At 50.4% G+C, this 22825-nt stretch carries 19 protein-coding genes; 11 read left to right on the top strand and 8 right to left on the bottom strand.

Annotated features, from left to right (window positions below; translation table 11 throughout):
* Positions 1-75: 75 nt before the first annotated feature.
* Entirely contained in the window at positions 76-345 is a 270-nt protein-coding gene (rpsO, locus tag DRJ53_RS00600; protein WP_114233648.1) for a 30S ribosomal protein S15, read from the bottom strand.
* A 593-nt stretch (positions 346-938) separates the two neighbouring features.
* Here rpsO and DRJ53_RS00595 point away from each other — a divergent pair.
* Positions 939-1559 (top strand): MiaE family protein, encoded by a 621-nt coding sequence (locus DRJ53_RS00595; RefSeq protein WP_114233647.1) that lies wholly within the window; start codon positions 939-941, stop codon positions 1557-1559.
* Positions 1560-1836: 277 nt separating this feature from the next.
* Here DRJ53_RS00595 and DRJ53_RS00590 read toward each other — a convergent pair whose 3' ends face one another.
* The 7 genes from DRJ53_RS00590 to DRJ53_RS00560 all read right to left on the bottom strand — a co-directional run bounded on the left by DRJ53_RS00590 (position 1837) and on the right by DRJ53_RS00560 (position 8874).
* Positions 1837-2856 (bottom strand): GSCFA domain-containing protein, encoded by a 1020-nt coding sequence (locus DRJ53_RS00590; protein ID WP_114233646.1) that lies wholly within the window; start codon positions 2854-2856, stop codon positions 1837-1839.
* A 41-nt stretch (positions 2857-2897) separates the two neighbouring features.
* Complete coding sequence (locus DRJ53_RS00585; RefSeq protein ID WP_206609698.1) at positions 2898-3779, bottom strand: hydroxymethylglutaryl-CoA lyase; 882 nt, start codon at positions 3777-3779, stop codon at positions 2898-2900.
* Between the two features lie 7 nt (positions 3780-3786).
* On the bottom strand, positions 3787-4527 hold the full coding sequence (gene rlmB, locus DRJ53_RS00580) for a 23S rRNA (guanosine(2251)-2'-O)-methyltransferase RlmB (protein ID WP_241558405.1): 741 nt from the start codon (positions 4525-4527) through the stop codon (positions 3787-3789).
* On the bottom strand, positions 4524-5093 hold the full coding sequence (locus DRJ53_RS00575) for an NUDIX domain-containing protein (RefSeq protein ID WP_114233645.1): 570 nt from the start codon (positions 5091-5093) through the stop codon (positions 4524-4526). Before DRJ53_RS00575 ends, rlmB begins: the two co-directional genes overlap by 4 nt.
* A 60-nt stretch (positions 5094-5153) precedes the next feature.
* On the bottom strand, positions 5154-6407 hold the full coding sequence (gene metK / locus DRJ53_RS00570; protein ID WP_114233644.1) for a methionine adenosyltransferase: 1254 nt from the start codon (positions 6405-6407) through the stop codon (positions 5154-5156).
* Positions 6408-6505: 98 nt separating this feature from the next.
* Positions 6506-7954, bottom strand: a complete 1449-nt coding sequence (locus DRJ53_RS00565) for a DUF4270 family protein (protein WP_114233643.1) — start codon at positions 7952-7954, stop codon at positions 6506-6508.
* Positions 7955-8058: 104 nt separating this feature from the next.
* Positions 8059-8874, bottom strand: coding sequence for a glycogen/starch synthase (locus DRJ53_RS00560; protein WP_114233642.1), 816 nt, complete (start codon positions 8872-8874; stop codon positions 8059-8061).
* Positions 8875-8965: 91 nt separating this feature from the next.
* Between DRJ53_RS00560 and panC the strand changes: the two genes are divergently transcribed.
* The 10 genes from panC to DRJ53_RS00510 all read left to right on the top strand — a co-directional run bounded on the left by panC (position 8966) and on the right by DRJ53_RS00510 (position 22726).
* Complete coding sequence (gene panC / locus DRJ53_RS00555; RefSeq protein ID WP_114233641.1) at positions 8966-9805, top strand: pantoate--beta-alanine ligase; 840 nt, start codon at positions 8966-8968, stop codon at positions 9803-9805.
* A 37-nt stretch (positions 9806-9842) separates the two neighbouring features.
* Positions 9843-10187: an aspartate 1-decarboxylase gene (gene panD, locus DRJ53_RS00550; RefSeq protein WP_114233640.1), complete on the top strand. Its 345-nt coding sequence runs from the start codon at positions 9843-9845 to the stop codon at positions 10185-10187.
* Between the two features lie 272 nt (positions 10188-10459).
* The gene (locus tag DRJ53_RS00545) at positions 10460-11488 is read left to right on the top strand and encodes a lysylphosphatidylglycerol synthase transmembrane domain-containing protein (protein ID WP_114233639.1); all 1029 of its coding nucleotides are present in this window, start codon (positions 10460-10462) and stop codon (positions 11486-11488) included.
* 147 nt (positions 11489-11635) lie between these two features.
* A complete protein-coding gene (gene ppk1 / locus DRJ53_RS00540; protein WP_114233638.1) occupies positions 11636-13726 on the top strand; it encodes a polyphosphate kinase 1 in 2091 nt (696 codons plus the stop codon).
* Positions 13707-14594 (top strand): Ppx/GppA phosphatase family protein, encoded by an 888-nt coding sequence (locus DRJ53_RS00535; RefSeq protein ID WP_114233637.1) that lies wholly within the window; start codon positions 13707-13709, stop codon positions 14592-14594. The genes ppk1 and DRJ53_RS00535 overlap by 20 nt, the downstream gene beginning before the upstream one ends.
* A 73-nt stretch (positions 14595-14667) precedes the next feature.
* Positions 14668-15483, top strand: a complete 816-nt coding sequence (panB, locus tag DRJ53_RS00530) for a 3-methyl-2-oxobutanoate hydroxymethyltransferase (RefSeq protein ID WP_114233636.1) — start codon at positions 14668-14670, stop codon at positions 15481-15483.
* 239 nt (positions 15484-15722) lie between these two features.
* Entirely contained in the window at positions 15723-17642 is a 1920-nt protein-coding gene (locus DRJ53_RS00525) for a TonB-dependent receptor plug domain-containing protein (RefSeq protein WP_114233635.1), read from the top strand.
* A 103-nt stretch (positions 17643-17745) separates the two neighbouring features.
* On the top strand, positions 17746-19272 hold the full coding sequence (gene amaB / locus DRJ53_RS00520; protein ID WP_114233634.1) for an L-piperidine-6-carboxylate dehydrogenase: 1527 nt from the start codon (positions 17746-17748) through the stop codon (positions 19270-19272).
* A gap of 235 nt (positions 19273-19507) precedes the next feature.
* Positions 19508-20869, top strand: a complete 1362-nt coding sequence (locus DRJ53_RS00515; protein WP_114233633.1) for an OmpA family protein — start codon at positions 19508-19510, stop codon at positions 20867-20869.
* A 174-nt stretch (positions 20870-21043) separates the two neighbouring features.
* Positions 21044-22726, top strand: a complete 1683-nt coding sequence (locus tag DRJ53_RS00510) for a S8 family peptidase (protein WP_114233632.1) — start codon at positions 21044-21046, stop codon at positions 22724-22726.
* Positions 22727-22825: the final 99 nt, after the last annotated feature.

Below are 22825 nucleotides of genomic sequence, written 5' to 3'. Positions count from 1 at the left end.
AGTACAGCGGACACAAGCCCGCTGTACTAAACAAAAAGCCCTCCCTTACCGGGAGGGATATGTGCAATAGGTAAATTATTTTCTTAAACCCAGCTTCTCAATCAGTTGGCGATAGCCCTGCAGGTTGTGTTTTTGCAGGTAATTGAGCAGGCGGCGGCGCTTACCAACCAGCTGCATCAGGCCACGGTGGGTAGAGAAATCTTTTTTGTTTTGCTGCAAATGGCCGGAGATTTGGCTGATGCGCTCTGTCAGCAGCGCAATTTGGCCCTCAATAGAGCCTGTGTTTGTTTCCGATCCTCCAAATTGACCGAAAATGCTCGCTTTTTTTTCTTTAGTTAATGACATCGTAGTTTTTTTTGAAAAGACATCCGATTAGATACCCATGTATATTTTCGGGGGCAAAGCTAAGGAAATTAGTTGACACGAAAATCAGGGGAATTGGGAGTAGTTAGCGGTGAAAAGTGAGCTGGCAGTTTGGAGTTGATAGTTGAGAGCTGTCAGCTGTAGTAGCGGGATGGGATGTATTTGTCGGCGGCAAAGATGCCGGCAGGGTAATTAGCGTTTTTTTAAAGAACTGACGGCGCCTGCTTTTTGCTGACTATCACGATCCTGCATTTGTCATCCTGAGCGCAGTGAAGGATCTGAGTGCCGCACAGGATGACCATATCTTGAAAAAGCAGGTGCTTTTCCTTTATCCGTAAAATCGGTTATTGCTAGCTTAGATCCTTCGCTGTGCTCAGGATGACAAAGGCAAGAGGCCGCCATAAACGGCAACATCACCCGTTGAGCAAATCCTGCTTCTTCTTTAGAGAAACGCTGACAATCTTTAAATAATCAGCTGCATACACGATGAGCATTTCCCCTTTACTCTCGACTGCCAACTGCCAACTCCGAACCTCCAACTGCCAACTCTCCCCTCCCCACTCTATTTTTGCCCCATGAACCACGCCGAAGAGTTATCGCAGGACACCCGCGCCATCCTGGGCCTGCAATTGCCCACCGATCCGCGGTGGGTGAATTTAGCCGAAATCTCCTTGGGCGAAATTCTTACCGACCATGCCTATTGCGAGCAAAAAGCGGCAGTTTCCTGCATTTCACTGATCCAATTAAATTCCGAAAAGGAAAAACTGGTTGCCGAACTAGCACCAGTAGTGACGGAGGAATGGGGACATTTTCGGCTGGTGTTGGCCGAACTTAAAAAGCGCGGCCTGCCATTGGGCCGGCAGCGCAAAGACCAGTACGTAAACAGCCTGCTGCAGTTTCAGCAAAAAGGCGGCGCTGCCGACGGGCGGCTGCTGGACCAGCTCCTGACCATGGCGCTGATTGAGGCCCGTAGCTGCGAACGATTCAAGCGCCTGAGCGAAGGCCTGAATGACGATTACCTGCGCCAATTTTACCGTCGCTTTATGGAAAGCGAGGCCGGGCATTATACCCTTTTTATTGAATTGGCCGAAACATACCTGGATAAAGAAAAGGTGCGCCGCCGCTGGAAGGAATGGCTGGCTTTTGAAGCAGATGTAATGCAACGGCTCGAGCTACGCGGCGACCGGATGCACTAGTTGCAATTTTCTTGATTGCATTTCCACACTAGTTCAGGTGCAACCCAAAGCAGTCATCGAGCAAAGGCGTCATTGCGAGGCGCAGCGACGTTAATTAAAGTGCGGTATCGCCTGCGCCGAAGCAATCTCCCACCAAACAGCAAGGACGCCGTTTTGATTTCAAAATGTGTACTTGTGGTTCATTCGTTTCGCAACAATAGTAGCTGGAGATTGCTTCGGCGCCGCAATTTACTATAACGTCATGCCTCGTGCAGCGCCTCGCAATGACGTGCAGCAGCTATTGACCACCACCAAAATATCCCAACTCATCGCTCAAATCTAAAAACGGATACCGCTCCTGCAACTCCTTTGTTTTATTAAAATGTGCCGCTAAAAACTTCTGATGCGCTTCGGTTTCGGGATGTTGCGCTTTGTGTTTCCGGGCGGTGTGCAGCGACCGCAGCAGAGAAGCTAGTTCCTGCGTTTCGGCGCTGGTGAATGTTTGTAAAAACTTGTCCAGCACAAAACCCGTTGCCAGGTAATTGGGATGCACCATGTCTTCAGCAAAAAAGCGGTAGTCGCGCAGCACATCCACCACCAGTTCGTAAGAAGGAAAGTAATGCAGCCGGTCGAACTTGTTTACCAGGTGATGCACCGCTTCGATCAACCGCGCTTTACTGCGGTTATTTTCCACTACCCCATCTCTTATGTGCCGCACCGGCGATACCGTAAAAATGATCCGAACTTTTCGGTTGTGGTAAAAAAGCTGGTGAATCGTATTGTCTAACAATTCAATGGTTTCAGTGATTTGCAGCAAGTGCTTGTTGAACCATTGCGCAGGTGCCCGGTGACAATTGGCCACCCCGCCCATCGACGCCGGGTGTGTTTGGTTAATACCGGCAACCGTTGCCAGTTGCTGCAGCCGGTAGCTAAACGAAGAACCCAATGTAATGATTAGCCAATCGGCATCCTGCAAATACGCAGCGGCCTGTTGCTGGGCGGCATTTATTTGCGCTAAGACAGAATCCTGGTCTACGCCTGAAAAACGGCTGTGGTGATTCCAACTTTGCCACAATTCATTGTAAAAAAATAGATCTTCAGGGCCGTATACTTTTCCTTGCAGGAAAGCCACGAGGCTGGCACAAACCGAAGCGGGATCAAACAGGATGCCCGATGGATTTTGCAGCACATCAAACTTCAGGTCTTGCAAGGCATTACCAATATGTTCGGTAAAACAGGAACCAATGGAAAGGATTTTATGGGTGTGTTGTATGTGGTGCGAAGCGGGTGGCAATGCCAGTTTGAGCATCAAGTCCATGGCAACAAAATCAGTAACGTTTAACGGCTAAAATAAACTTTTTACACGCCAAATATTTCCGTGGCCAGTTGCAGGCTCCGGCTCAACGCCTGCTCATTTACCTGCAGCAAGCCGGGTTGTTTCTGAAAATAGCGCAGCATTTGTTCGGTGTCCATATTCCCCACCAAATCATCGGCGGCCATGGGGCAACCGCCAATGCCTTTGAGGGCACCATCAAATCTGCGGCAGCCGGCGTCCCATGCTGCGGTTAGCTTCAGCTGCCAGTTGTGCGGCGCCGAATGCAGGTGCACACCAAAAGTAACTTCCTTGTATTGCGGAATTAAAGTTTGCAGCGCAAATTGTATTTGATCCGGCGTAGCCACGCCAACGGTATCAGCCAGCGAAATAGTGCGGATGCCTTTAGCGGCCATTTCACCTGCCCAATGCAGCAGCACATCTGGATTATACGGATCGCCATAAGGGTTGCCAAAACCCATGCTCAGGTACAGCACCAATTCCTTTCCCATTTGTTGACAAAGCAGCTGGATGGCGTCTACCCGCGTCACGGCTTCTTCAATATTGCTGTTCGTATTGCGCTGCTGAAACGTGGGTGAAAGTGAAAAAGGAAAACCCAGATATTTAATTGCATCGAACGCGGCTGCCTCTTCCGCACCGCGAATATTGGCAACAATTGCCAACAACTTTGTATTTGTGTTCGACAAGTGGAGACCGGCCAAAACAGCTGCAGTGTCCGCCATTTGCGGAATGGCTTTCGGGGAAACAAATGAGCCGAAATCCAGCGTATGAAAACCCACCTGCAACAAGGCGTTCAGGTAATTGATTTTGTCTTCGGTTTCGATAAAATGTTTCCAACCCTGCATGGCGTCGCGGGGACATTCAACGAGCTGAATTTCGGATTGCGGATTTGGGATTTCGGTATTCATGCACAGACTAATTTTCCATCCGCTTTTTCATCGCTTCATAAAGTATCATTCCTGCCGCTACCGAAACGTTCAGCGACTCGAAGCTACCGGCCATGGGTATGCGAAATTTTTCATCGCAGATTTTCATCAGCGCAGGATAAACACCTTTGTCCTCCGAGCCCATTACCACTGCTGCCGGTTCTTTCCAATCCAGTTCGTGCAGCAACGGCTTTGCTTCCATTTCTGCAGCAAAAACCTTAATGCCGTTCATGTGCAGTTCGTCCACCGCTTTCATCAAACTGTTTACCCGGCACACATGTATTTTTTCCAGCGCACCGGCCGAAGATTTCAGCGCTTCTTCATTCAATGCACCAACGCCCTTGTCGGGGATGATGAGGGCCTGTGCACCGCAACATAAAGCAGTACGGGCAATGGCGCCAATGTTGCGCACATCCGTTACACCATCCAGTATCACAAAAAGCGGCACCTGCCCCTGTCCTACCACATGATCGATCACTTGTTGCAGGTCGAGGTATTGCACCAAGGCTGCAAACGCAATCACACCCTGATGGTTGGCGCGGCTAATGGAATTGAGTTTTTCAATGGGCACAACCTGCACCGGTATGTTGCGGTCCTTGGCCAACCTACGTATGGTAGCCGCCATTTCGCCGCCGGCGTTTTTTGCCAACAAAATTTTGTCGATGGGACGGCCCGCATCCATTGCTTCGGCAAGCGGCTGCCGCCCTATGATCAATGAAGATTTTTTCAACCTTTTATTTTTAGTGTTCCTTCCAAAATCATGATGTGCACATTCAACACCGCAGCCACAGTAATGGCATCGGTAATTTTTCCGTTGGCCACCATTTGGTACAACTCGGTAAAAGGGACTTGCCGCACCACCAGTTGTTCTGTTTCCTCCGGCATGGCCTGCATTTGCTGCAGCCCCTGTGCCAGGTAAATAAAACAATGTTCGTCGCTAACGGAGTTGCTTAAGTGCATTTCCTGTATCCTTGTCCACTGGGTTGCAACCAATCCGGTTTCTTCTTCAAGTTCCCGTTTTGCTGTTTCCAGCGGGTCGGTTCCGAGCGGACAACCGCCCTCCGGAATTTCCCAACTGTACTGGCTCAGCGGAAAACGATACTGGCCCACAAGGTAAGTATTACCGGCTTCATCAATGGGAATAACGCCGATGGCTAAGTTCTTAAAATGCACTTTCCCGTAAATACCCTTGCCACCCGCAGGGTTCAACACGTCAAATTCGGTAACGCCGATCCATGGGTTATCATACACCTTTTTTTGGGCAACGATGGTCCATGGGTTGTGATGTTCATTCATGTTTTACTCAAATAAAAAACCTCCCCGCAATGAGGGAGGTTAAAGCATAACGCAAACTATTTATTGAATGCCAAATGCAGCCTTCACCTGGTCTACGTAATCGAGTTTTTCCCAAGTAAACAGTTCCACCTCACGTTTCAGTTCGCCACCATCATGGGTTTTGAACACTTTAGTGATGGTTTGCGGCTGGCGGCCCATATGTCCGTAAGCAGCAGTTTCGCTGTAAATAGGATTGCGCAGTTTGAGGCGCTGCTCAATAAAGTAAGGACGCATGTCGAAAATGCCTTCAACGATCTTGGCAATCTCGCCATCGCTTTTACCTACTTTACCCGTGCCATATGTGTTTACGTTGATTGAGGTTGGTTGGGCAACGCCAATAGCGTAAGACACCTGCACCAGTACTTCGTCGGCAACACCGGCAGCAACCAGGTTTTTGGCAATATGACGGGTTGCATAAGCAGCAGAACGGTCCACTTTGGAAGGATCTTTTCCGCTGAACGCACCACCACCATGTGCACCTTTACCACCGTAAGTGTCTACAATGATCTTGCGACCGGTAAGACCTGTATCGCCGTGCGGACCACCGATTACAAACTTGCCGGTTGGGTTAATGTGGTATTTGATTTCGCCGGCAAACAAGTGTGCATACTTACCGTATTTTGCCTTTACGCGGGGAATCAAAATATCGATGATGTCTTTGCGAATCTGCGCCTGCATTTCTTCTTCCGAGCCAAAATCGTCGTGCTGTGTCGATACTACGATGGCATCAATGCGTACGGGACGGTTGTTATCGTCGTACTCCAATGTTACCTGGCTTTTTGCATCCGGACGCAGGTATTTGATCTCCCCATTTTCGCGGCGCAGTGCAGCCAGCTCTTGCAGCAGCTTGTGGGCCAGGTCGAGGGCCAGGGGCATATAGTCGTCGGTTTCGCTGGTTGCATAACCAAACATCATTCCCTGGTCGCCGGCACCTTGTTCTTCTTTTTGTTTGCGGTCAACGCCCTGGTTGATATCAGCCGACTGCTCGTGAATGGCAGACAGGATACCACAGGAATTGGCTTCAAACATATATTCGCTTTTGGTGTAACCGATTTTACGGATCACACCACGGGCAATATCCTGTACGTCGAGATAGGCTTTCGATTTTACCTCGCCGGCCAGCACTACCTGACCGGTTGTTACCAGCGTTTCGCAGGCAACTTTCGATTCGGGGTCAAATGCAAGAAAATGGTCAATCAAGGCATCAGAGATCTGGTCGGCCACTTTATCGGGGTGGCCTTCCGATACGCTTTCGGAAGTAAATAGGTAAGGCATCCGGTTTAGAATTTTAAAATGGCCTCTGTGTTGTTAGAGAAAAAAAGCCGGGTGCAAATATAGCCCCGGCCCGTATATTTCAATAAAGTAATACGCGTTTAAATCTTTGCATAAACAATCCGCAGCTTCATAGGCTGTGTGGGATGGTTGCCGCCGCCAACCCGCACCCGGCCAATGCCAAACACCGGATTGACATACAAGGGCTGAACCTGGCTACCCGATGCCAGCCTTGGTGTGATAAAGAATGGACTGGACAGCCGGAACTCGTATGGGCTGAGCGTTGCGTTGGCTACCCGCTGCACATACCGCGAAATATCAAAGCGCCACTCCACGATATCCTTGCCGGCAAATGAGGTTCTACGGCCTGCCATGCCAAATTGAAGCGCATTCGTGATTTGTCCATTTTGCGGGTTGATGGCTACGTCGATGGGAATGGTGCGGTACACTTTGTTGGTTGTATCGTATGCATCGAGGTAGAGATATGGCGGTGGTGTAAACTGTTTGTCGGCCGGATCAGAAACCTGTTGCACCAGCAGTTCTGCACGGTGTACTACCCGGTTGGTCAGTGTATACAATCCCGGAACCGACAGGCGTGCATAAGTGCCCGGTGTGTTTTGAATATAAACCAGTTCGTCCGGCGTATTGTCGCCAGCAACAGCTGCAAATTCGGAACCGGTGCGGTCGCGTTCAATATAGTTGGCCGATGCCGAAGTTGAAGTATTGAATCGGAAATAAGTCACAGCAGTATCTAATGCGTTGCTGCTGTTGTTGTACCGGTAATAAATGGCCAATTTGGTGTTCGAATCGGCAAGTGAAACGCCCACCAGTGCGTTGCCCATCGATTTGTTTTCGGGCCTTACTGCAAATCCTTTAAAGCGGGTATTAAATGCCGAATCACTCAGGTAAGCATTGGTAGAGTCGTAGCGCAGCAGGCGGTCGCCAAAATCATTGTTCAACCGCAACCGCACCTGGTTTTTTGCCGCTTCCCGGAAAAGTTTAACCGAATCATTCAGGGTATAAGGAAAAACGGTTTGAATGCCGGAAATAGGATTGCTGTAGGTAAAATTGTTTTGATTTACGAAATACGACGAATCATCAGTAAAGGCGCTGCTTTGATCTATTTCGTACACCTGCAGGTTGAGCGGCTGCATGGTATCGCCGTAAGTAGAATTATATCCCAACACCAGCACTACCGAATCAATACCTACAATCTTATTTTTATCAGTGAACTGAAAAGGCTTGATGAACACTTGTGGCTTTAGTTGCAGAAACAGGGTGCCGGAAGAAGTACCAAACAGCGGGTCGTTGCTGATGTTGCCAATAAAATGCGTTTCGTTGTAAATGCTCCGCGCCGTATCGCCGGTGCCGAAAGGCTGGTTGTAGGCAAACACTTCCAGTGTGGTGTCGAACGTGTTTACATTATCAACGGGTGGAATAAGGTCGCCGCCCAGTTCTGTAGCGTCGTTTACCTTTTTGCAGGATGCTAATAACAGAAGGCCAAACAAACATACAGAAAGAGACCGCAGCACCACGCTTTGTTGCTTCACAAGTTTATATTAATCGGTTGAAAAAATATCACCAGGCTTAACGAACAATGAGTAATAGGTGGAGCCCGCAATAGTGCGCCACATATTACTCATTGCTGTAACTATTACTTACCGGCAAGGTCGCTATACAACTGTAAATAGTCTGTTAAATCAGATTCGGGGTTGTAAGGCAGCGTTTTTTTGCCTTTCACTTTGGTAAACGCTTCAACCAGTTCGGGGTCTACGCTTTCATCGCCAAAGGTGATGGCGTCGGCAAAAGTGGCGCCGCCGCGCTGCAATGCCATGTTGCTAGCATCTTTATAGATATCAAGTTCTTTTTCTTTCAGCGAGGCGTGGATCATGGCCTTTTTTACAAAATCGGCACCCAGGCTTTCCTCAAAAGTATTCTGACCGATTGTGTACACCACTTTGCTGTGGGCAAACACTGGTTCTTTTTTGTATACAGTTTTCAGGTAAAATGGAATCAGGCCCGTCATCCAGCCGCTGCAATGAATGATGTCGGGAGGCCAGCCAAATTTTTTCACCGTTTCAAGGGCGCCTTTGCAAAAGAAAACGGTGCGCAGGTCGTTGTCGTCGTACCATTGCTCGCCTTCGTCGGCAAAAACGAATTTGCGTTTAAACAGGTCTTCGTTGTCGAGAAAATAAACCTGGAGGCGGGCATTGGGCAGCGAGGCCACTTTGATCTGGAGGGGAAAATCTTCGTTGTCGACAGAAACGTTGATGCCCGAAAGCCGCACTACTTCGTGCAGGCGGTGGCGGCGTTCGTTGATGGTGCCAAATCGAGGCATAATGCAGCGCACTTCAAATCCCGAGTCGTTTGCTTTAATTGCCAGCTTGTTCACAATTTCCGAAAACTCAGTCAGCTCCAGGTAGGGTGACATTTCGTTAGCAATAAATAAAATTCTTTTCTTTGCCGACATTGTAACCTTTTTAAACGCTTTTTTATTAAAGGTTGCAAAGGTAATTAAATATTTTTAAGCATTACCGCCAAACACTGCCCCTACCCCTTTTATGATCCTGTTCAAAGAAGCCGCAGCCCTGCATTTGCACCTGCAACAACAACGTTCGGCCGGCAAAACCCTGGGCTTTGTGCCCACCATGGGCGCCCTGCACCAAGGGCATCTTTCCCTCATTCGCCAGTCGGTTGCAGGCAACGACCTGACGGTGTGCAGCATTTTTGTTAACCCCACGCAGTTCAATAATGCCGCAGACTTTCAACATTACCCTAAAACAATTGAACAGGATATGGAGCAATTGCTCCAGGGCGGCTGCGATGTGCTGTTCCTGCCTTCTGTTTCCGAAATATATCCAGCGGGCTACCAGGCCAAACACTACGAACTGGGTGTGATTGAAACCCTGCTCGAAGGGGCTTTCCGGCCCGGGCATTTCCAGGGCGTGTGCCAGGTGATTGACCGCCTGCTGCAATTGGTGGAGCCGCACCGCCTGTATATGGGGCAAAAAGATTACCAGCAATGCATGGTGGTGAGCCGGCTGCTGGAGCTTACCGGCCGCGCCGCGCCGCAGCTCATTATTGCCAACACCCTGCGCGAAGCCGATGGCCTGGCTATGAGCAGCCGCAACCTGCGCCTGTCGGCCGAAGACCGCACCAGGGCCACCGAATTGTTTAAGGCGTTGCGCTATATCCAAGACCACGTGCAGGCCGAACCGGCAGGCGAACTGGAAACTGCCGCCACCCGCCAACTGGAGGCGCAGGGTTTTGCCGTAGATTATGTGGCCATCCGAAATGCGCAGACTTTGCAGCCCGCCCAAAACGGGGCCGAGCCCAAAGTGGCGCTGGTAGCCGCTGCCGTAAACGGCATTCGCCTCATCGACAACCTTCCGCTTAATTAACATGTTCTTTGTGTAAAGGGCCTAACTTTGCGCCGCTATGACCATTTCTGTATTAAAATCGAAAGTGCACCGTGCCGTTATTACGGAAGCCAATTTGAATTATGTGGGCAGCCTTACCCTTGATGAGGACCTGATGGAAGCGGCCAACATGATTGAGCACGAAAAAGTGCAGATCGTAAACGTAAACAACGGCGAACGCATTGAAACCTACCTGATCAAAGGCAAGCGTGGTTCCGGTGTGTGCTGCCTCAACGGGCCTGCTGCTCGGCGCGGCATGGCCGGCGATGTGGTGGTGATCATTTCCTACGCATCAATGCCGTTTGAAGAAGCAAAAACATTTAAGCCCTGGGTGGTGTTTCCGAAAGAAGGAAATAGGTTGTAAGAAGTCGGAAGACTGAAGACCGAGGTCCGAAGAAATGCAAGACGGGAAAGACGGAAGGTCTGTAAAGACAGGAAAGACGCTTACTATGGGGTATGCGTCTTTTTTTGTGGAGGGATGTATTTTCTTCTTTAATGCAACTTCTCCTAAAACTCTCCATTCAACTACGATAACATCTGCCCACTCCGGTCTTCCGACTTCCGACCTCCGACTTCTGACTTTTCCCTCTTTTCCGTCTTTCCTGACTTTCCCGTCTCCCAACTACATTTGCATCCATGCATCCCACCTTACGAACCGTTTTGCAGTACCTGTTTTTCCTGGGCCTCGGGCTGTTCTTTGTTTGGCTCACCATTAAAGACATCAACCAGCAGCAGTGGACGGCCATCAAATACGCAGTGGCCAATGCACGGCACTGGGTGGCCGTGCCGGTAGTGGCCATGCTGCTCATCAGCCACTATAGCCGCGCCATGCGCTGGAAAATACTGATGGAGCCGTTGGGATACAAGCCTTCTAACTTCAACACGTTTGCGGCTGTAATGATTGGCTACCTGGTAAATGCCGGCGTGCCGCGGTTGGGCGAAGTGGTGAAATGCACGCTGCTGGCCCGCTACGAAAAAGTGCGAGCTGACAAACTGGTGGGCACCATCGTGGTGGAACGGGCTGTGGATGTGGTGTGCCTGCTGATCATATTTGTGCTGGCACTGTTGTTCGAAGGACATTTGATCGGCGACTATGTTGCCAACCTGTTTGCCAATTTTTTCCGCAACCGCAGTGGCGATTTTTCTTTTACTAAAATTGGGATCGTATTAGTCATCGTCATTGGGGGCATTGCTCTAGCTTCGTTTGTGCTCCGCCGTTTTGGACATATTGATGCAGTGGGCAAAATCAAAAACATTTTAACCGGTATCGCCAATGGCTTGAACAGCATACGGCTGGTCAAACAGAAAGGCCTGTTTCTTTTTCATACCGTGCTCATCTGGGCAATGTACCTGGCCAGCACCACTGTAGGCATTTATGCGCTGCGCGAAACGGCACATCTGGGCATTGGTAGCGGCCTTACCACGTTGGGCATTGGCAGCATTGCCATGATCATTACGCCGGGCGGCATTGGCGCATACCCGTTCCTGGTAGAAAAGCTGATGGAACTGTATGGCGTGGCCCGCGAAACCGGCATCGCATTGGGCTGGCTGTTGTGGGTGGCCCAAACCGTCATCATCATTCTGGGCGGCCTGCTTTGCTTTGCGCTGCTTACATTTTTCAATAAAAGGGAAAGGCTGGCGCAACCGGAAAACATCGAGCAATGAGGGTCGCGTTTTTTACATGAATATGTTTCCCGCTGTAAAATCGGTTGTCAAAAGTTAAAGCTTGTTTGGGAAAATGTGGGCTAATCCATAGATTGGTGTGCTGAGCATAAAACTTGCATATACCCATTGGCGTACCGCCCTTATTTTATGACTGATCCCAAACGCAAGACCATTTACCGCGATATCAGCTGGCTTTCCTTTAATGCCCGTGTGCTGCAGGAAGCCGCCGACCCTACCGTGCCGCTCCGCGAACGCATTCGTTTCCTGGGTATTTTTTCCAACAACCTGGACGAGTTTTTCCGGGTTCGGGTGGCCACCCTCAAGCGCATGATTCAATTGGGCAACAAGGCCAAAATGAACCTGGAGCAAAACCCCGAAGCGATTCTGGAAGAAATCCAAATGACGGTGCTGAATCACCAAAGTGAGTTCAACCGCATCTGGAGCGGCATATTGGAAGAATTGAAAGCGGAAAAGATTTTCCTCATCACAGAAAAAGGCCTCAACCCGGAGCAGCAGGAGTTTGTACAAAAATTTTACGACGAAGAGGTAAGTCCAAACCTCATTCCGCTGATGATTGAAAGCATTCCGGATACGCCTTACCTGCGTGACAAATCGATTTACCTGGGTGTGGTGATGTGGATGAAAAATAGTGCGCTGCAACGCAAGTATGCACTGATTGAAGTGCCCAGCCGCACTTTGGGCCGCTTTGTGCAACTGCCTTCGCCCAACGGCGAGCACCACATTATTTTGCTTGAAGATGTGATCCGTTTCAATTTGCCACAGATCTTTGCCTACTTCGGCTACGACGAATACCAGTCGAATGTGTTTAAAGTAACCCGCGACGCGGAATTTGACATCGACAACGATATTGCCACCAGCCTGGTGCAGAAAATCGAAAAGGGATTAAAGAACCGCCGCAAAGGCAAGCCCGTTCGATTTGTGTACGACAAAGAAATGGACCCCGGCCTGTTGGAGTTTTTGATCCGCAAGCTGCACTTGTCCAAACGCGACAACTTGATCCCCGGCGGCCGCATTCATAATTTCCGCCATTTCATGGATTTCCCCGCATCGGTATTTCGGGAACAAAGCCGCAGGCGCAAACCATTCATGCACCCGGCACTCGCTGGCAAACGTACTACCGACGTGGTATTGGAGCGGGATGTGCTCCTGCATTTTCCGTATCATTCTTTTCACCCGCTAATTAACCTGTTGAAAGAAGCAGCCATTGACCCGGATGTAACTTCTATCAAAATTACCTGCTACCGGTTGGCATCACAATCGAAGGTGATCAATGCATTGATAAATGCAGTGCGCAATGGCAAACAGGTAACGGTGGTGCTGGAACTGAAAGCTCGTTTCGACGAAGAAGCAAACCTGGAATGGAAAGAGCGGTTAGAAGAAGAAGGTGTGAAAGTGTTGATTGGCATACCTAACATGAAAGTACATGCGAAAATTTGCCTCATCCGCAAACGTGTGGCCGAACGCATTTTGCAGTACGGTTTTGTCAGCACCGGCAACCTCAATGAAAGCACTTCAAAAGTGTACGCCGACCATTGCCTGCTTACGGCCAACAAAGCCATCATGGCCGATGTTAATCGCATCTTCAATTACATCGAACACCATAAAACCGGCACACATTTCCTTAAAGCATGCAGCACACTGTTGCCGTCGCCCATTTTTGCCCGCCGCGAAGTATTGAAGATGATCGACAACGAAATAAAGAATGCAAAACGCGGCAAGAAAGCGGTGATCGTTGCCAAAATGAACTCACTTTCCGACGAGGAAATGATCAATGCATTGTACGATGCAGCCCGTGCCGGCGTTGAGCTAAAACTCATTGTCCGCGGCATCTTTGGCATGCTGTCGCAAAACGAAAAATTCGTGCACGCGGTAACAGCCATTTCCATTGTCGATGAATTCCTGGAGCATGCACGGGTCTGGTATTTTTACCAGGGCGGCAAAGAACGGATGTATATTTCATCGGCCGACTGGATGACCCGCAACCTCGACCACCGCGTGGAGGCCTCCTGCCCTATCCTGGATCCTGCGTTGCGAAGCGAACTCATGGACATCCTCAACATTCAACTAAGCGACAATGTAAAAGCCCGCTGGCTCGACAACAACCTTTCGAACACCTACGTTCGCAACGGGTCGCAAAAAAATGTACGTTCGCAAGAGGAAACCTATCATTACCTGTTCAATAAAACTGAAGCACCAATTGAAGTTAGCAGCCATTGATATCGGAAGCAACGCCATGCGCCTGCTCATCAGCGATGTGGTGGAAACACCCGGCAACAAACCCGAATTTGTAAAGCAATCCCTGGTGCGGGTGCCTATCCGCCTGGGCATGGATGTTTTTGAAACCGGGAGTATTTCGGAAAAACGTGCAGGCATGTTGCTCAACAGCATTCAAGCATATAAACTCCTGATGCAGGTGTATGAAGTGGAACACCTGAAAGCCTGCGCCACCTCCGCCATGCGTGATGCATCGAACGGGCCCGAGCTAATGCAACGCGTAAAAGAGCAAACCGGCATTGATATAGAGATCATCAGCGGCCAGCAGGAAGCGGCTTTTATTTATGAAAACCATGTGGCGGAAAACATGAACGCCAATGAAAGCTACCTGTACATTGATGTGGGCGGCGGCAGCACCGAGCTTACCTTTTTCTCGGACGGTAAATTGGTGGCGAAAGAATCGTTCAACATCGGCACCATTCGATTGTTGAAAGACCAGGTGGAGGAAAAGGTGTGGAACGACATGAAGAGTTTTATCAAAAATAAAACCAGCGGTTATCATCACATCACCGCCATTGGTTCCGGCGGCAATATCAACAAGGTTTTTTCGCTGTCTAAACGCAAAGAGGGCAAATCCTTAACACTGGAGTTGCTGCGCAATTATTACAAAGAATTCAGCAGCATTTCTGTCGACCAACGTATGAGCCTGTACAAGCTACGCGAAGACCGTGCAGATGTGATTGTGCCGGCGCTGCTCATTTACATCAACGTGATGCGCTGGGCTGATACCGAAGAAATTTTTGTTCCTAAAATTGGCCTCGCCGATGGCCTGATCAATATTTTATACGAAGAAGTAAAAAAGGGCGGTTAACGAAATTTAATTGCACCAAGCCGCCAGATTTTTCTCCGCCCGATGCTATTGTTGCCATACTTACTTTTGCAGCATGAGTGTTTCCTCCGAAGTAAAACGCATTACCACCCACACCCTGCAGAAGATGAAGGATCGTGGTGAGAAAATTGCCATGCTCACCGCCTACGATTATTCCTTTGCACAAATGCTGGATGCCGCAGGCCTGGATGTGCTACTGGTGGGCGACTCCGCTTCCAATGTAATGGCCGGCCACGAAACCACGTTGCCCATTACGCTGGATCAAATGATCTACCATGCATCTTCCGTGATCCGCGGCGCTTCCCGCAGCCTCGTAGTGGTAGATCTGCCTTTTGGCTCTTACCAAAGCAACTCCGACATAGCACTGGCATCGGCCATCCGCATCATGAAGGAAACCGGTGCACACGCCATCAAAATTGAAGGCGGCGAGGAAATCCTCGATTCGGTGCGGCGCATTATTTCGGCCGGTGTGCCCGTGATGGCGCACCTGGGGCTTACGCCGCAATCCATTTATAAATTCGGCACCTACAGCGTTCGGGCCCGCGAAGCGGCCGAAGCAGATAAACTAAAACGCGACGCGCTGTTGTTGCAGGAGGCGGGTTGTTTTGCAGTAGTGTTGGAAAAAATACCAGCCGCACTGGCACAGGAAGTATCACAAAGCCTCACCATTCCCACCATCGGCATTGGCGCAGGCCCGCATTGCGATGGGCAGGTGCTGGTAATGCACGATATGCTGGGCATCAACGTTGAATTTAAGCCCAGGTTTTTACGCAAATATTTAAACCTGCACGAGCAGATCACTGCCGCCGTACAGCAATACGTGCAGGATGTACGCGGCCAGGAGTTCCCGTCCGAAAGCGAATCTTATTGAGAATTGTTTATTTTAAAAATTAATCGAACGGCTTTCTCATGGCATTTATTAAATGCGTTTATTAAGCATTATAATTTAAAGATTAAATACTTGATTGCATAGCTGCATTGCCGTGCAACGATCATCGTTTTGTGTCGTAAAACGAAGTACACCAAATCGTACACAACCTTCTTCTTACAAATCATTCCAAATCCTACCAATCACCGGTTACCTTTGCCGCCGATTGAAACACCACCAACATGAAAAAGTTTGCCTGTCTGTGTGCAGCCGCATTGTATTGCCTGTCGGCAAAAACACAGGAACCCGAGGCTGTAGAACTCGACCCCGTTTCGGTAAGCGCCTCGCTAAATGCTTTAAAAACATCTCGCACCGGTAGAAATATCGTAGTCATCAAGGGCGACCAGCTGGCGCAGTTGCCCGTGCATTCGGTTGATGAATTGCTTCGTTATATACCGGGCGTGGAAATACAGGCTCGCGGACCGCAAGGCGCTCAAAGCGACATTGTTTTGCGCGGTGGCACTTTCAACCAGGTATTGGTCATTATTGATGGTTTGCGACTGAACGATCCCAACACCGGCCATTTCAGCACTTATATTCCCATCGCCCCTGCCGAAATCGAACGCATTGAAGTATTAAAAGGTGCGTCTTCCGCCATCTATGGCTCCGATGCGGTGGGCGGCGTGGTGCATATCATCACTAAATCTTTTTCGGCGCAAAAAGAAGCCCGCTTTGGTGCATCGCAGCAAATTACCATTGGTGAGTGGGGACTGAAAAATGTGCAGACCGGTGCGCATTACAGCGATGGTAAACTGGCCATCAGCGGCGGCATCCTTTCTACTAACGCCGATGGACAACCGCAGCGTGGCATCCGCGGTTATTTTCACAACACCACCGGTTCGCTTTCTGCTGCTTATCGCTTCAATCAATACTGGCACCTCGGTGTTCGCTCTGCTTACGATACCCGCGATTTTGCTGCGCAAAATTTTTATACAACGTTTGCTTCCGATACGGCTTTTGAACGTGTGGCCACACAATGGAACGGTGCACGGCTTTCATACGAAAAAGACCGCAGCAAATTCCAGTTCAGCGCCGGCTACAAAAAGGTTACCGACGAATACTTTTACTCCCCTGCCGCTACGCCTAACAACAACGTATCAACGCTGTACCAGGCATTGGCTTTATACGAGCACCGGCTAACAGAACAAACCATTTTGACCGGTGGTGTGCAGGCGCAAAACCGCACCATCAAATCGAACGACCGTGGCAACCATGCTGTAAAACAGTTGGCTGGTTTTGTTATTTTAAACCAGGCCATTGGCGAAGGCTTCCGCATCAATCCCGCGCTGCGCCTCGATTGGGACGAACTGGCGGGTACGGAACTGGTGCCGCAAATCAATCTTTCGTACCGCACCGGTGTGGTACAGTTACGCGGCGCTGCAGGCAAAACCATCCGGCAGGCCACCTTTACCGAGCGGTTCAACAATTACAACAAAGCGAGGGTGGCCAGCGGCTCCATCGGCAACCCCGATCTTGCTGCAGAACGGTCATTTTCCTTTGAAGCGGGTGCTGATGTTTTTGCCTCCAAAAATGTGCGGTTTGCTGCCACCTATTTTCAGCGCAACCACCGCGACCTGATTGATTTTGTGACCACACCTTATGCCGACATGCCACGGAAATCGAATCTTGTTACCGGCGGAACTTACGCCCTGGCCCGCAATGTATCGGAGGTAGCTACCCGCGGTTTTGAAACCGACATCATCTTTCAAAAGGCGATGGAAAAAGGCCAGCAGTTTTGGGCGATGGCCGGCTTGGTTTGGCTGCGTTCGGCCACCGATGAAACAAGGGATATGTTTTATGTAAAATCGCATGCAAAGTTCCTGGCCAATTTTAATGTGCGGTACCAATACAAAGCTATTAGCGTAGGGCTTACCGGTGTGTACAAAGTGAGAGAGCCACGCAAAGCATCGGCTATTAATGCCGAAGTGACCCGCGAATACCTTGTGCTGAACGGATTGGTGGAAGCAAACGTTTACCAAAATAATGTGCGCCTGTTTGTACAGGCCGATAACCTGCTCAACACTCGTTACAGTGACTTGCTGGGTTCGGTTATGCCTGGCCGTTGGTTGATGGGTGGCGTAAAAATAGCGGTGGATAAATAGTAGCTTGCCGCCTCCACGCAGTTTATTTTATGTAAACAAAAGCCGCTGAGCGATCATATTGCCTGCCACATTTATCCCTTAACTTCCAGCAAAATCCGCAGTCATGAACGATATTTTAAGCAGCCTACATATACAGGAGCAAAATGGCGGCGTCAGCACCGGCACGCAGTGGCTGGAAACCAGCGGCAGTCGCATTACCTCCTACTCGCCGGTTGATGGCAAGGCCATCGCCACTGTAGCCACCGCCGATGATACGGCCTACGAAGCCGCCATAAATACGGCACAAGCGGCATTTAAAGAATGGCGCCTGTGGCCTTCGCCCAAACGCGGCGATGTGGTGCGCCAGTTGAGCGATGCCTTGCGGCAAAACAAAGAGGCACTTGGCAAACTGGTGTCGTACGAAATGGGCAAAAGCCTGCAGGAAGGATTGGGCGAAGTGCAGGAAATGATCGACATCTGCGATTTTGCTGTGGGGTTGTCGCGGCAACTGCACGGCCTTACCATGCATAGCGAACGGCCCGGCCACCGCATGTACGAACAATGGCACCCGCTGGGCATTGTGGGCATTATTTCAGCCTTCAACTTCCCCGTAGCCGTGTGGAGCTGGAATGCTGCACTGGCCTGGGTTTGCGGCGATGTATGCGTTTGGAAGCCTTCGGAAAAAACACCGCTCTGCGCTATAGCCTGCCAGCAGATTGTGGCAGATGTTTTTGCAAAAAACGGCGTACCCGAAGGGGTGAGCACCCTCGTAATTGGCGAACGGGAAATGGGCCAAAAACTGGCTGCCGATAACCGCGTTCCGCTCATTTCCGCCACCGGTTCCACCCGCATGGGCAAAGCAGTGGGCGCTGCGGTAGGTGCACGCCTGGGACGCAGCCTGCTGGAGTTGGGTGGCAACAATGCCATCATAGTTACCCCCGATGCGGATTTAAAAATCGCCATCACGGCTGCCGTTTTTGGCGCGGTGGGCACTGCCGGGCAACGCTGCACCACTACGCGGCGGCTCATCGTTCACGAAAGCATTTACGATGCATTCAAGGAAAAACTGGTGGCTGCTTACCGGCAGTTGCGCATTGGCAACCCGCTGGATGCCGCTAACCATGTGGGCCCGCTCATCGACAAAGGCGCCGTGCAAAGTTACCTGCAGTCGATCGAGGCCTGCAAGGCAGAAGGAGGAACATTTATCGTGGACGGCGGTGCGCTTTTCGGCGACGGTTTTGAAAGCGACTGTTATGTGCAGCCCTGCATTGCCGAAGTGGCGCCGCACTACAATATTGTACAGCACGAAACCTTTGCGCCTATTTTGTACCTGATGCGGTATACCCATTTTGAAGAAGCCATGGCTATTCAAAACGGTGTGCCTCAAGGACTCTCCTCCTCGATCATGACCCTCAACCTGCGGGAGGCGGAACAGTTTCTTTCCGCGGCCGGTTCTGATTGCGGCATTGCCAACGTCAATATCGGCACATCTGGTGCAGAAATCGGCGGTGCTTTTGGCGGGGAAAAAGAAACCGGCGGCGGCCGCGAAAGTGGTTCAGATGCATGGCGCATTTATATGCGCAGGCAAACCAATACCATCAACTACAGCACGCAATTGCCCCTGGCGCAGGGCATCAAGTTTGACCTGTAAAGGTTACTTCAAAAGGCAAAAGTAAAAAGGCAAAATGGCTGCATCATAAATGGCCACATTTTTGAATTTTTACTTTTGCCTTTTGACTTTTTCAAAGCCACCCGTTACATTGCCGCCAACACTCACCGCATTTACTTTAGGCTTGGACGTTTTTCCAAAGCAAGCCGACTAATATTCCACTTGGCTGCACAGCTAAAGGTATTATCTTCGTTTTCTATCCATTATCTGGTATCTTATGTACAAAAACCTACTGCTTGGTTTGTTGCTGGCCGTTTCGGTTGGCGCCGCCGCACAAAATACGCCACGGGTGGCCTTTACCGCAGGCCTGCAAAGCACCACTGTCGACCCGGTTTGGAACCCGCATCCCCTGGCACTAGACAGCCTTTCGAGCACCACGGCCCGCACCGGCATCAGGCTGGGTTTTATCGCTTCCATTCCGTTGGGTAATTATTTCCGGCTGCAACCCGCCTTTTTGTTTTCGGCAAAAGGCGCTACGCAAATCCAAGGTTTGGATACGGCAAAAGGCAAGACCTTCCGGCTCGAGGAAAAGCAATTCATCAATTATGTTGATATCCCGGTGAACCTGGTTGCCGCCATCCCGTTGGGCGGCAAAACCAAATTCATTATTGGTGGCGGCCCGCAGGCTTCGCTTTTTTATAATGGCACTACTTCACTAACGGCATTCGACACTTCACGGAAATTTACCTTCAACGAGCTGTCTGATTTGCCGGTAGGCAAAGAGGACGGCAAATTCCGGATCCTGCATTTTGGTGTAAATGCACTGGCGGGTTTTGAGTTTGGCCGGGTGTTTTTGAATGCACATTACAGCCAAAGCCTGACGCCTTACCTCAGCCAGAATGGAAAAGAATTCAATCATACGGCGGTTGGCGCCAGCATCGGCATTTTCCTCGGTCGCCAAACGGCTGTCGTAAAAGCAACGAAAAGCGAAACGCCTAAGGATTCGGACGGCGACGGTGTGCCCGATGCAACCGATACATGCCCCGATACTAAAGGCCCTGCCGAAAATAAAGGCTGCCCCTGGCCGGATAGCGATGGCGACGGCATCTTGGACAAACACGATCGCTGCCCAAGCGTGGCCGGCCAGGCCCAATTTGGCGGCTGCCCGCCTCCCGATGAAGATGGCGACGGTGTGATTGATTCGTTGGACAAATGCCCGAAAGAAAAGGGCACTGCTGCTAACAATGGTTGCCCCGAACCGATAAAGGCACCGGAGGTAAAAAAAGAAGTGGTGGAGCAGGTAACTAATTTTGCCCGCGCCATTGAATTTGCCAACGCCAGCGCCAAATTGCTGCCCGCATCGCTGCCGGTGCTGGATGAGTTGGCAACACTGCTAACAGAACACGCCGAACTGAAACTGACCGTTGAAGGCCATACGTCGGCAACCGGTAAGGCCGCGGTAAACCAGGCGCTTTCGGAACAGCGGGCTTTGGCGGTGAAAAAATACCTCGAAGGAAAAGGCATTCAGGCCAACCGGATCCAAACGGTGGGCTACGGTTCAAGCCGGCCAATCAGCGACGGCAAATCGGAAGCCGAGCAGGCGAAAAACCGCCGGGTTGAGTTGAAGACCAGTTATTAGCCAGCACATCTGCACCGCTTCGGTGTTTAGCAATACAGCATTTATTTGAATGGGGCGCTCCACGGGGCGTCCCGTTTTTCGTTAAAACATGCTGCGGGCGACTGCTTTCACAATTTTCTTTGACCACCAAACTTTACTTTTACATTTACCCCTATTCAAAGTAAAAAACGATACATGAGCTTGACGATCAAGAATGTGGCCCTGGCTGCCCTGCTTGCAGGTACTACCCTGGTAGCCGGTGCGCAAACCTCGAAAGAAAGCGTCGGCAAAGGCTGGCACTTGCAAGACCTGGAAAAAGACGGCGTTCACGGCATTTCGCTGGACAAAGCATACCAATTTTTAAAAGGGAAAAAATCAACGCCGGTTATTGTTGCCGTGATCGACAGCGGTATTGATACCCTGCACGAAGACCTGAAGCCCGTGCTGTGGCGCAACCCGAAAGAGAAGCCCGGCAACGGTAAAGACGACGACGGAAACGGCTATGTGGACGACGTGTATGGATGGAACTTTTTGGGCGGTAAAGACGGACGCAACGTAAAGGAAGATTCGTACGAAGCGGCCCGCGTTTACCACAAATTCAAAAGCGAATTTGAAAAAGTAACCAACCCCGGAACCCTGAAAGCTGAAGACCGCAGCCGCTATGATATGTGGAAAAGGGCGCAGGCACAGGTTGCAGGTGGCGATCCCAACTCGGGCCTGGAACTGATGGTGTATAAAAGAGTAATGACTTCGGCCACTGCGTTTGATTCCGTGCTGCAGAAAGGGATGGGCAAAGCCACTTATACCGGCAACGACCTGGAGGCTTACCAACCCCAAACCCCCGAACAAAAAAGTGCCCGCACGGGACTGCTTTATTTCTTCAAATCGAGCAACATCATGGAAATGACCAACGCGGCTTTCCTGAGCGAGATTGATGAAGTGATCAAAAGCGAGGAGAAAAAAGCCGAGGCTGCAGATAAAGCACCAAAGCCTTACCGCGCCGAGATTGTGCAGGACAACTACAACGACATTAACGACCGCTTTTATGGCAACCCCGATGTGATGGCCAACACGCCGTTTCATGGCACCCACGTGTCGGGCATTATTGCCGCGGCCCGCAACAACGGCAAAGGCATTGACGGCATCGCCGAAAATGTGCAGATTATGTCGCTGCGAGCAGTACCTGATGGCGACGAACACGATAAAGACGTAGCACTGGCCATCCGCTACGCGGTGGACAACGGAGCCAAAGTGATCAATATGAGTTTTGGTAAAAGCTTTTCGCCTGAAAAAAGCTGGGTAGACGAAGCTGTTGAGTATGCTGCTTCCAAAGGTGTGCTGCTGGTGCATGCGGCCGGCAACGATGGCAAAAACCTCGACAGCGCTTACAATTTCCCCAACCCCATTTTTGAAAAAGACGGCAAACGCGCCACCAACTGGATTACCGTTGGCGCCAGCGGCGATCCTAAAGCCGGTGGTTTGGTGGCCAGCTTTTCCAACTGGGGCAAAAGCGAAGTAGATGTGTTTGCACCTGGCGTACGCATTTACTCAACTGTTCCCGGGGGTACCACTTATGGTAATGCGCAGGGTACTTCAATGGCATCGCCGGTGGTGGCTGGTGTAGCGGCTTTGATCAAGTCGTACTACCCCAACCTGACACCTCAGCAATTGAAATACGTGATTGAAGCCAGCGCCACCAAATCGACTGTGATGGCTACCAACCCTGAAACAGGCAAGCCTGCACCCCTGTCGGAGCTGAGCGTAACCGGTGGTTTGCTCAATGCTTACGAAGCAGTACGCCTGGCCGACCAGGTGAGCAGCGGTAAAGTAAACGCCGCTCCTGCTGCCGATAAAGGAAAAGAAAAACGAGCTTTCTAAGCATTGCAATAGCTACTTTGCCACTGTAACCAAAATACAGCGTGGCTAATAAAAAACCCCGGTACTAACACCGGGGTTTTTTATTTTGGGCCAAACTTT

This window comes from Paracnuella aquatica, assembly GCF_003332885.2.
Classification (GTDB): Bacteria; Bacteroidota; Bacteroidia; order Chitinophagales; family Chitinophagaceae; genus Flavisolibacter; species Flavisolibacter aquaticus.
Note: the sequence above shows the minus strand (reverse complement) of the source record. Positions and strands in the feature narration are given on the sequence as shown.

Coding starts and splice junctions, on each gene's coding strand:
- ppk1 (WP_114233638.1), top strand. CDS start 11,636: ATGACTGATCCCAAACGCAAGACCATTTACCGCGATATCAGCTGGCTT.
- panD (WP_114233640.1), top strand. CDS start 9,843: ATGACCATTTCTGTATTAAAATCGAAAGTGCACCGTGCCGTTATTACG.
- rpsO (WP_114233648.1), bottom strand. CDS start 345: ATGTCATTAACTAAAGAAAAAAAAGCGAGCATTTTCGGTCAATTTGGA.
- DRJ53_RS00575 (WP_114233645.1), bottom strand. CDS start 5,093: ATGAATGAACATCACAACCCATGGACCATCGTTGCCCAAAAAAAGGTG.
- panB (WP_114233636.1), top strand. CDS start 14,668: ATGAGTGTTTCCTCCGAAGTAAAACGCATTACCACCCACACCCTGCAG.
- metK (WP_114233644.1), bottom strand. CDS start 6,407: ATGCCTTACCTATTTACTTCCGAAAGCGTATCGGAAGGCCACCCCGAT.
- panC (WP_114233641.1), top strand. CDS start 8,966: ATGATCCTGTTCAAAGAAGCCGCAGCCCTGCATTTGCACCTGCAACAA.
- DRJ53_RS00545 (WP_114233639.1), top strand. CDS start 10,460: ATGCATCCCACCTTACGAACCGTTTTGCAGTACCTGTTTTTCCTGGGC.
- DRJ53_RS00585 (WP_206609698.1), bottom strand. CDS start 3,779: ATGAATACCGAAATCCCAAATCCGCAATCCGAAATTCAGCTCGTTGAA.
- DRJ53_RS00590 (WP_114233646.1), bottom strand. CDS start 2,856: ATGGACTTGATGCTCAAACTGGCATTGCCACCCGCTTCGCACCACATA.
- DRJ53_RS00510 (WP_114233632.1), top strand. CDS start 21,044: ATGAGCTTGACGATCAAGAATGTGGCCCTGGCTGCCCTGCTTGCAGGT.
- DRJ53_RS00560 (WP_114233642.1), bottom strand. CDS start 8,874: ATGTCGGCAAAGAAAAGAATTTTATTTATTGCTAACGAAATGTCACCC.
- DRJ53_RS00595 (WP_114233647.1), top strand. CDS start 939: ATGAACCACGCCGAAGAGTTATCGCAGGACACCCGCGCCATCCTGGGC.
- DRJ53_RS00525 (WP_114233635.1), top strand. CDS start 15,723: ATGAAAAAGTTTGCCTGTCTGTGTGCAGCCGCATTGTATTGCCTGTCG.
- amaB (WP_114233634.1), top strand. CDS start 17,746: ATGAACGATATTTTAAGCAGCCTACATATACAGGAGCAAAATGGCGGC.
- DRJ53_RS00515 (WP_114233633.1), top strand. CDS start 19,508: ATGTACAAAAACCTACTGCTTGGTTTGTTGCTGGCCGTTTCGGTTGGC.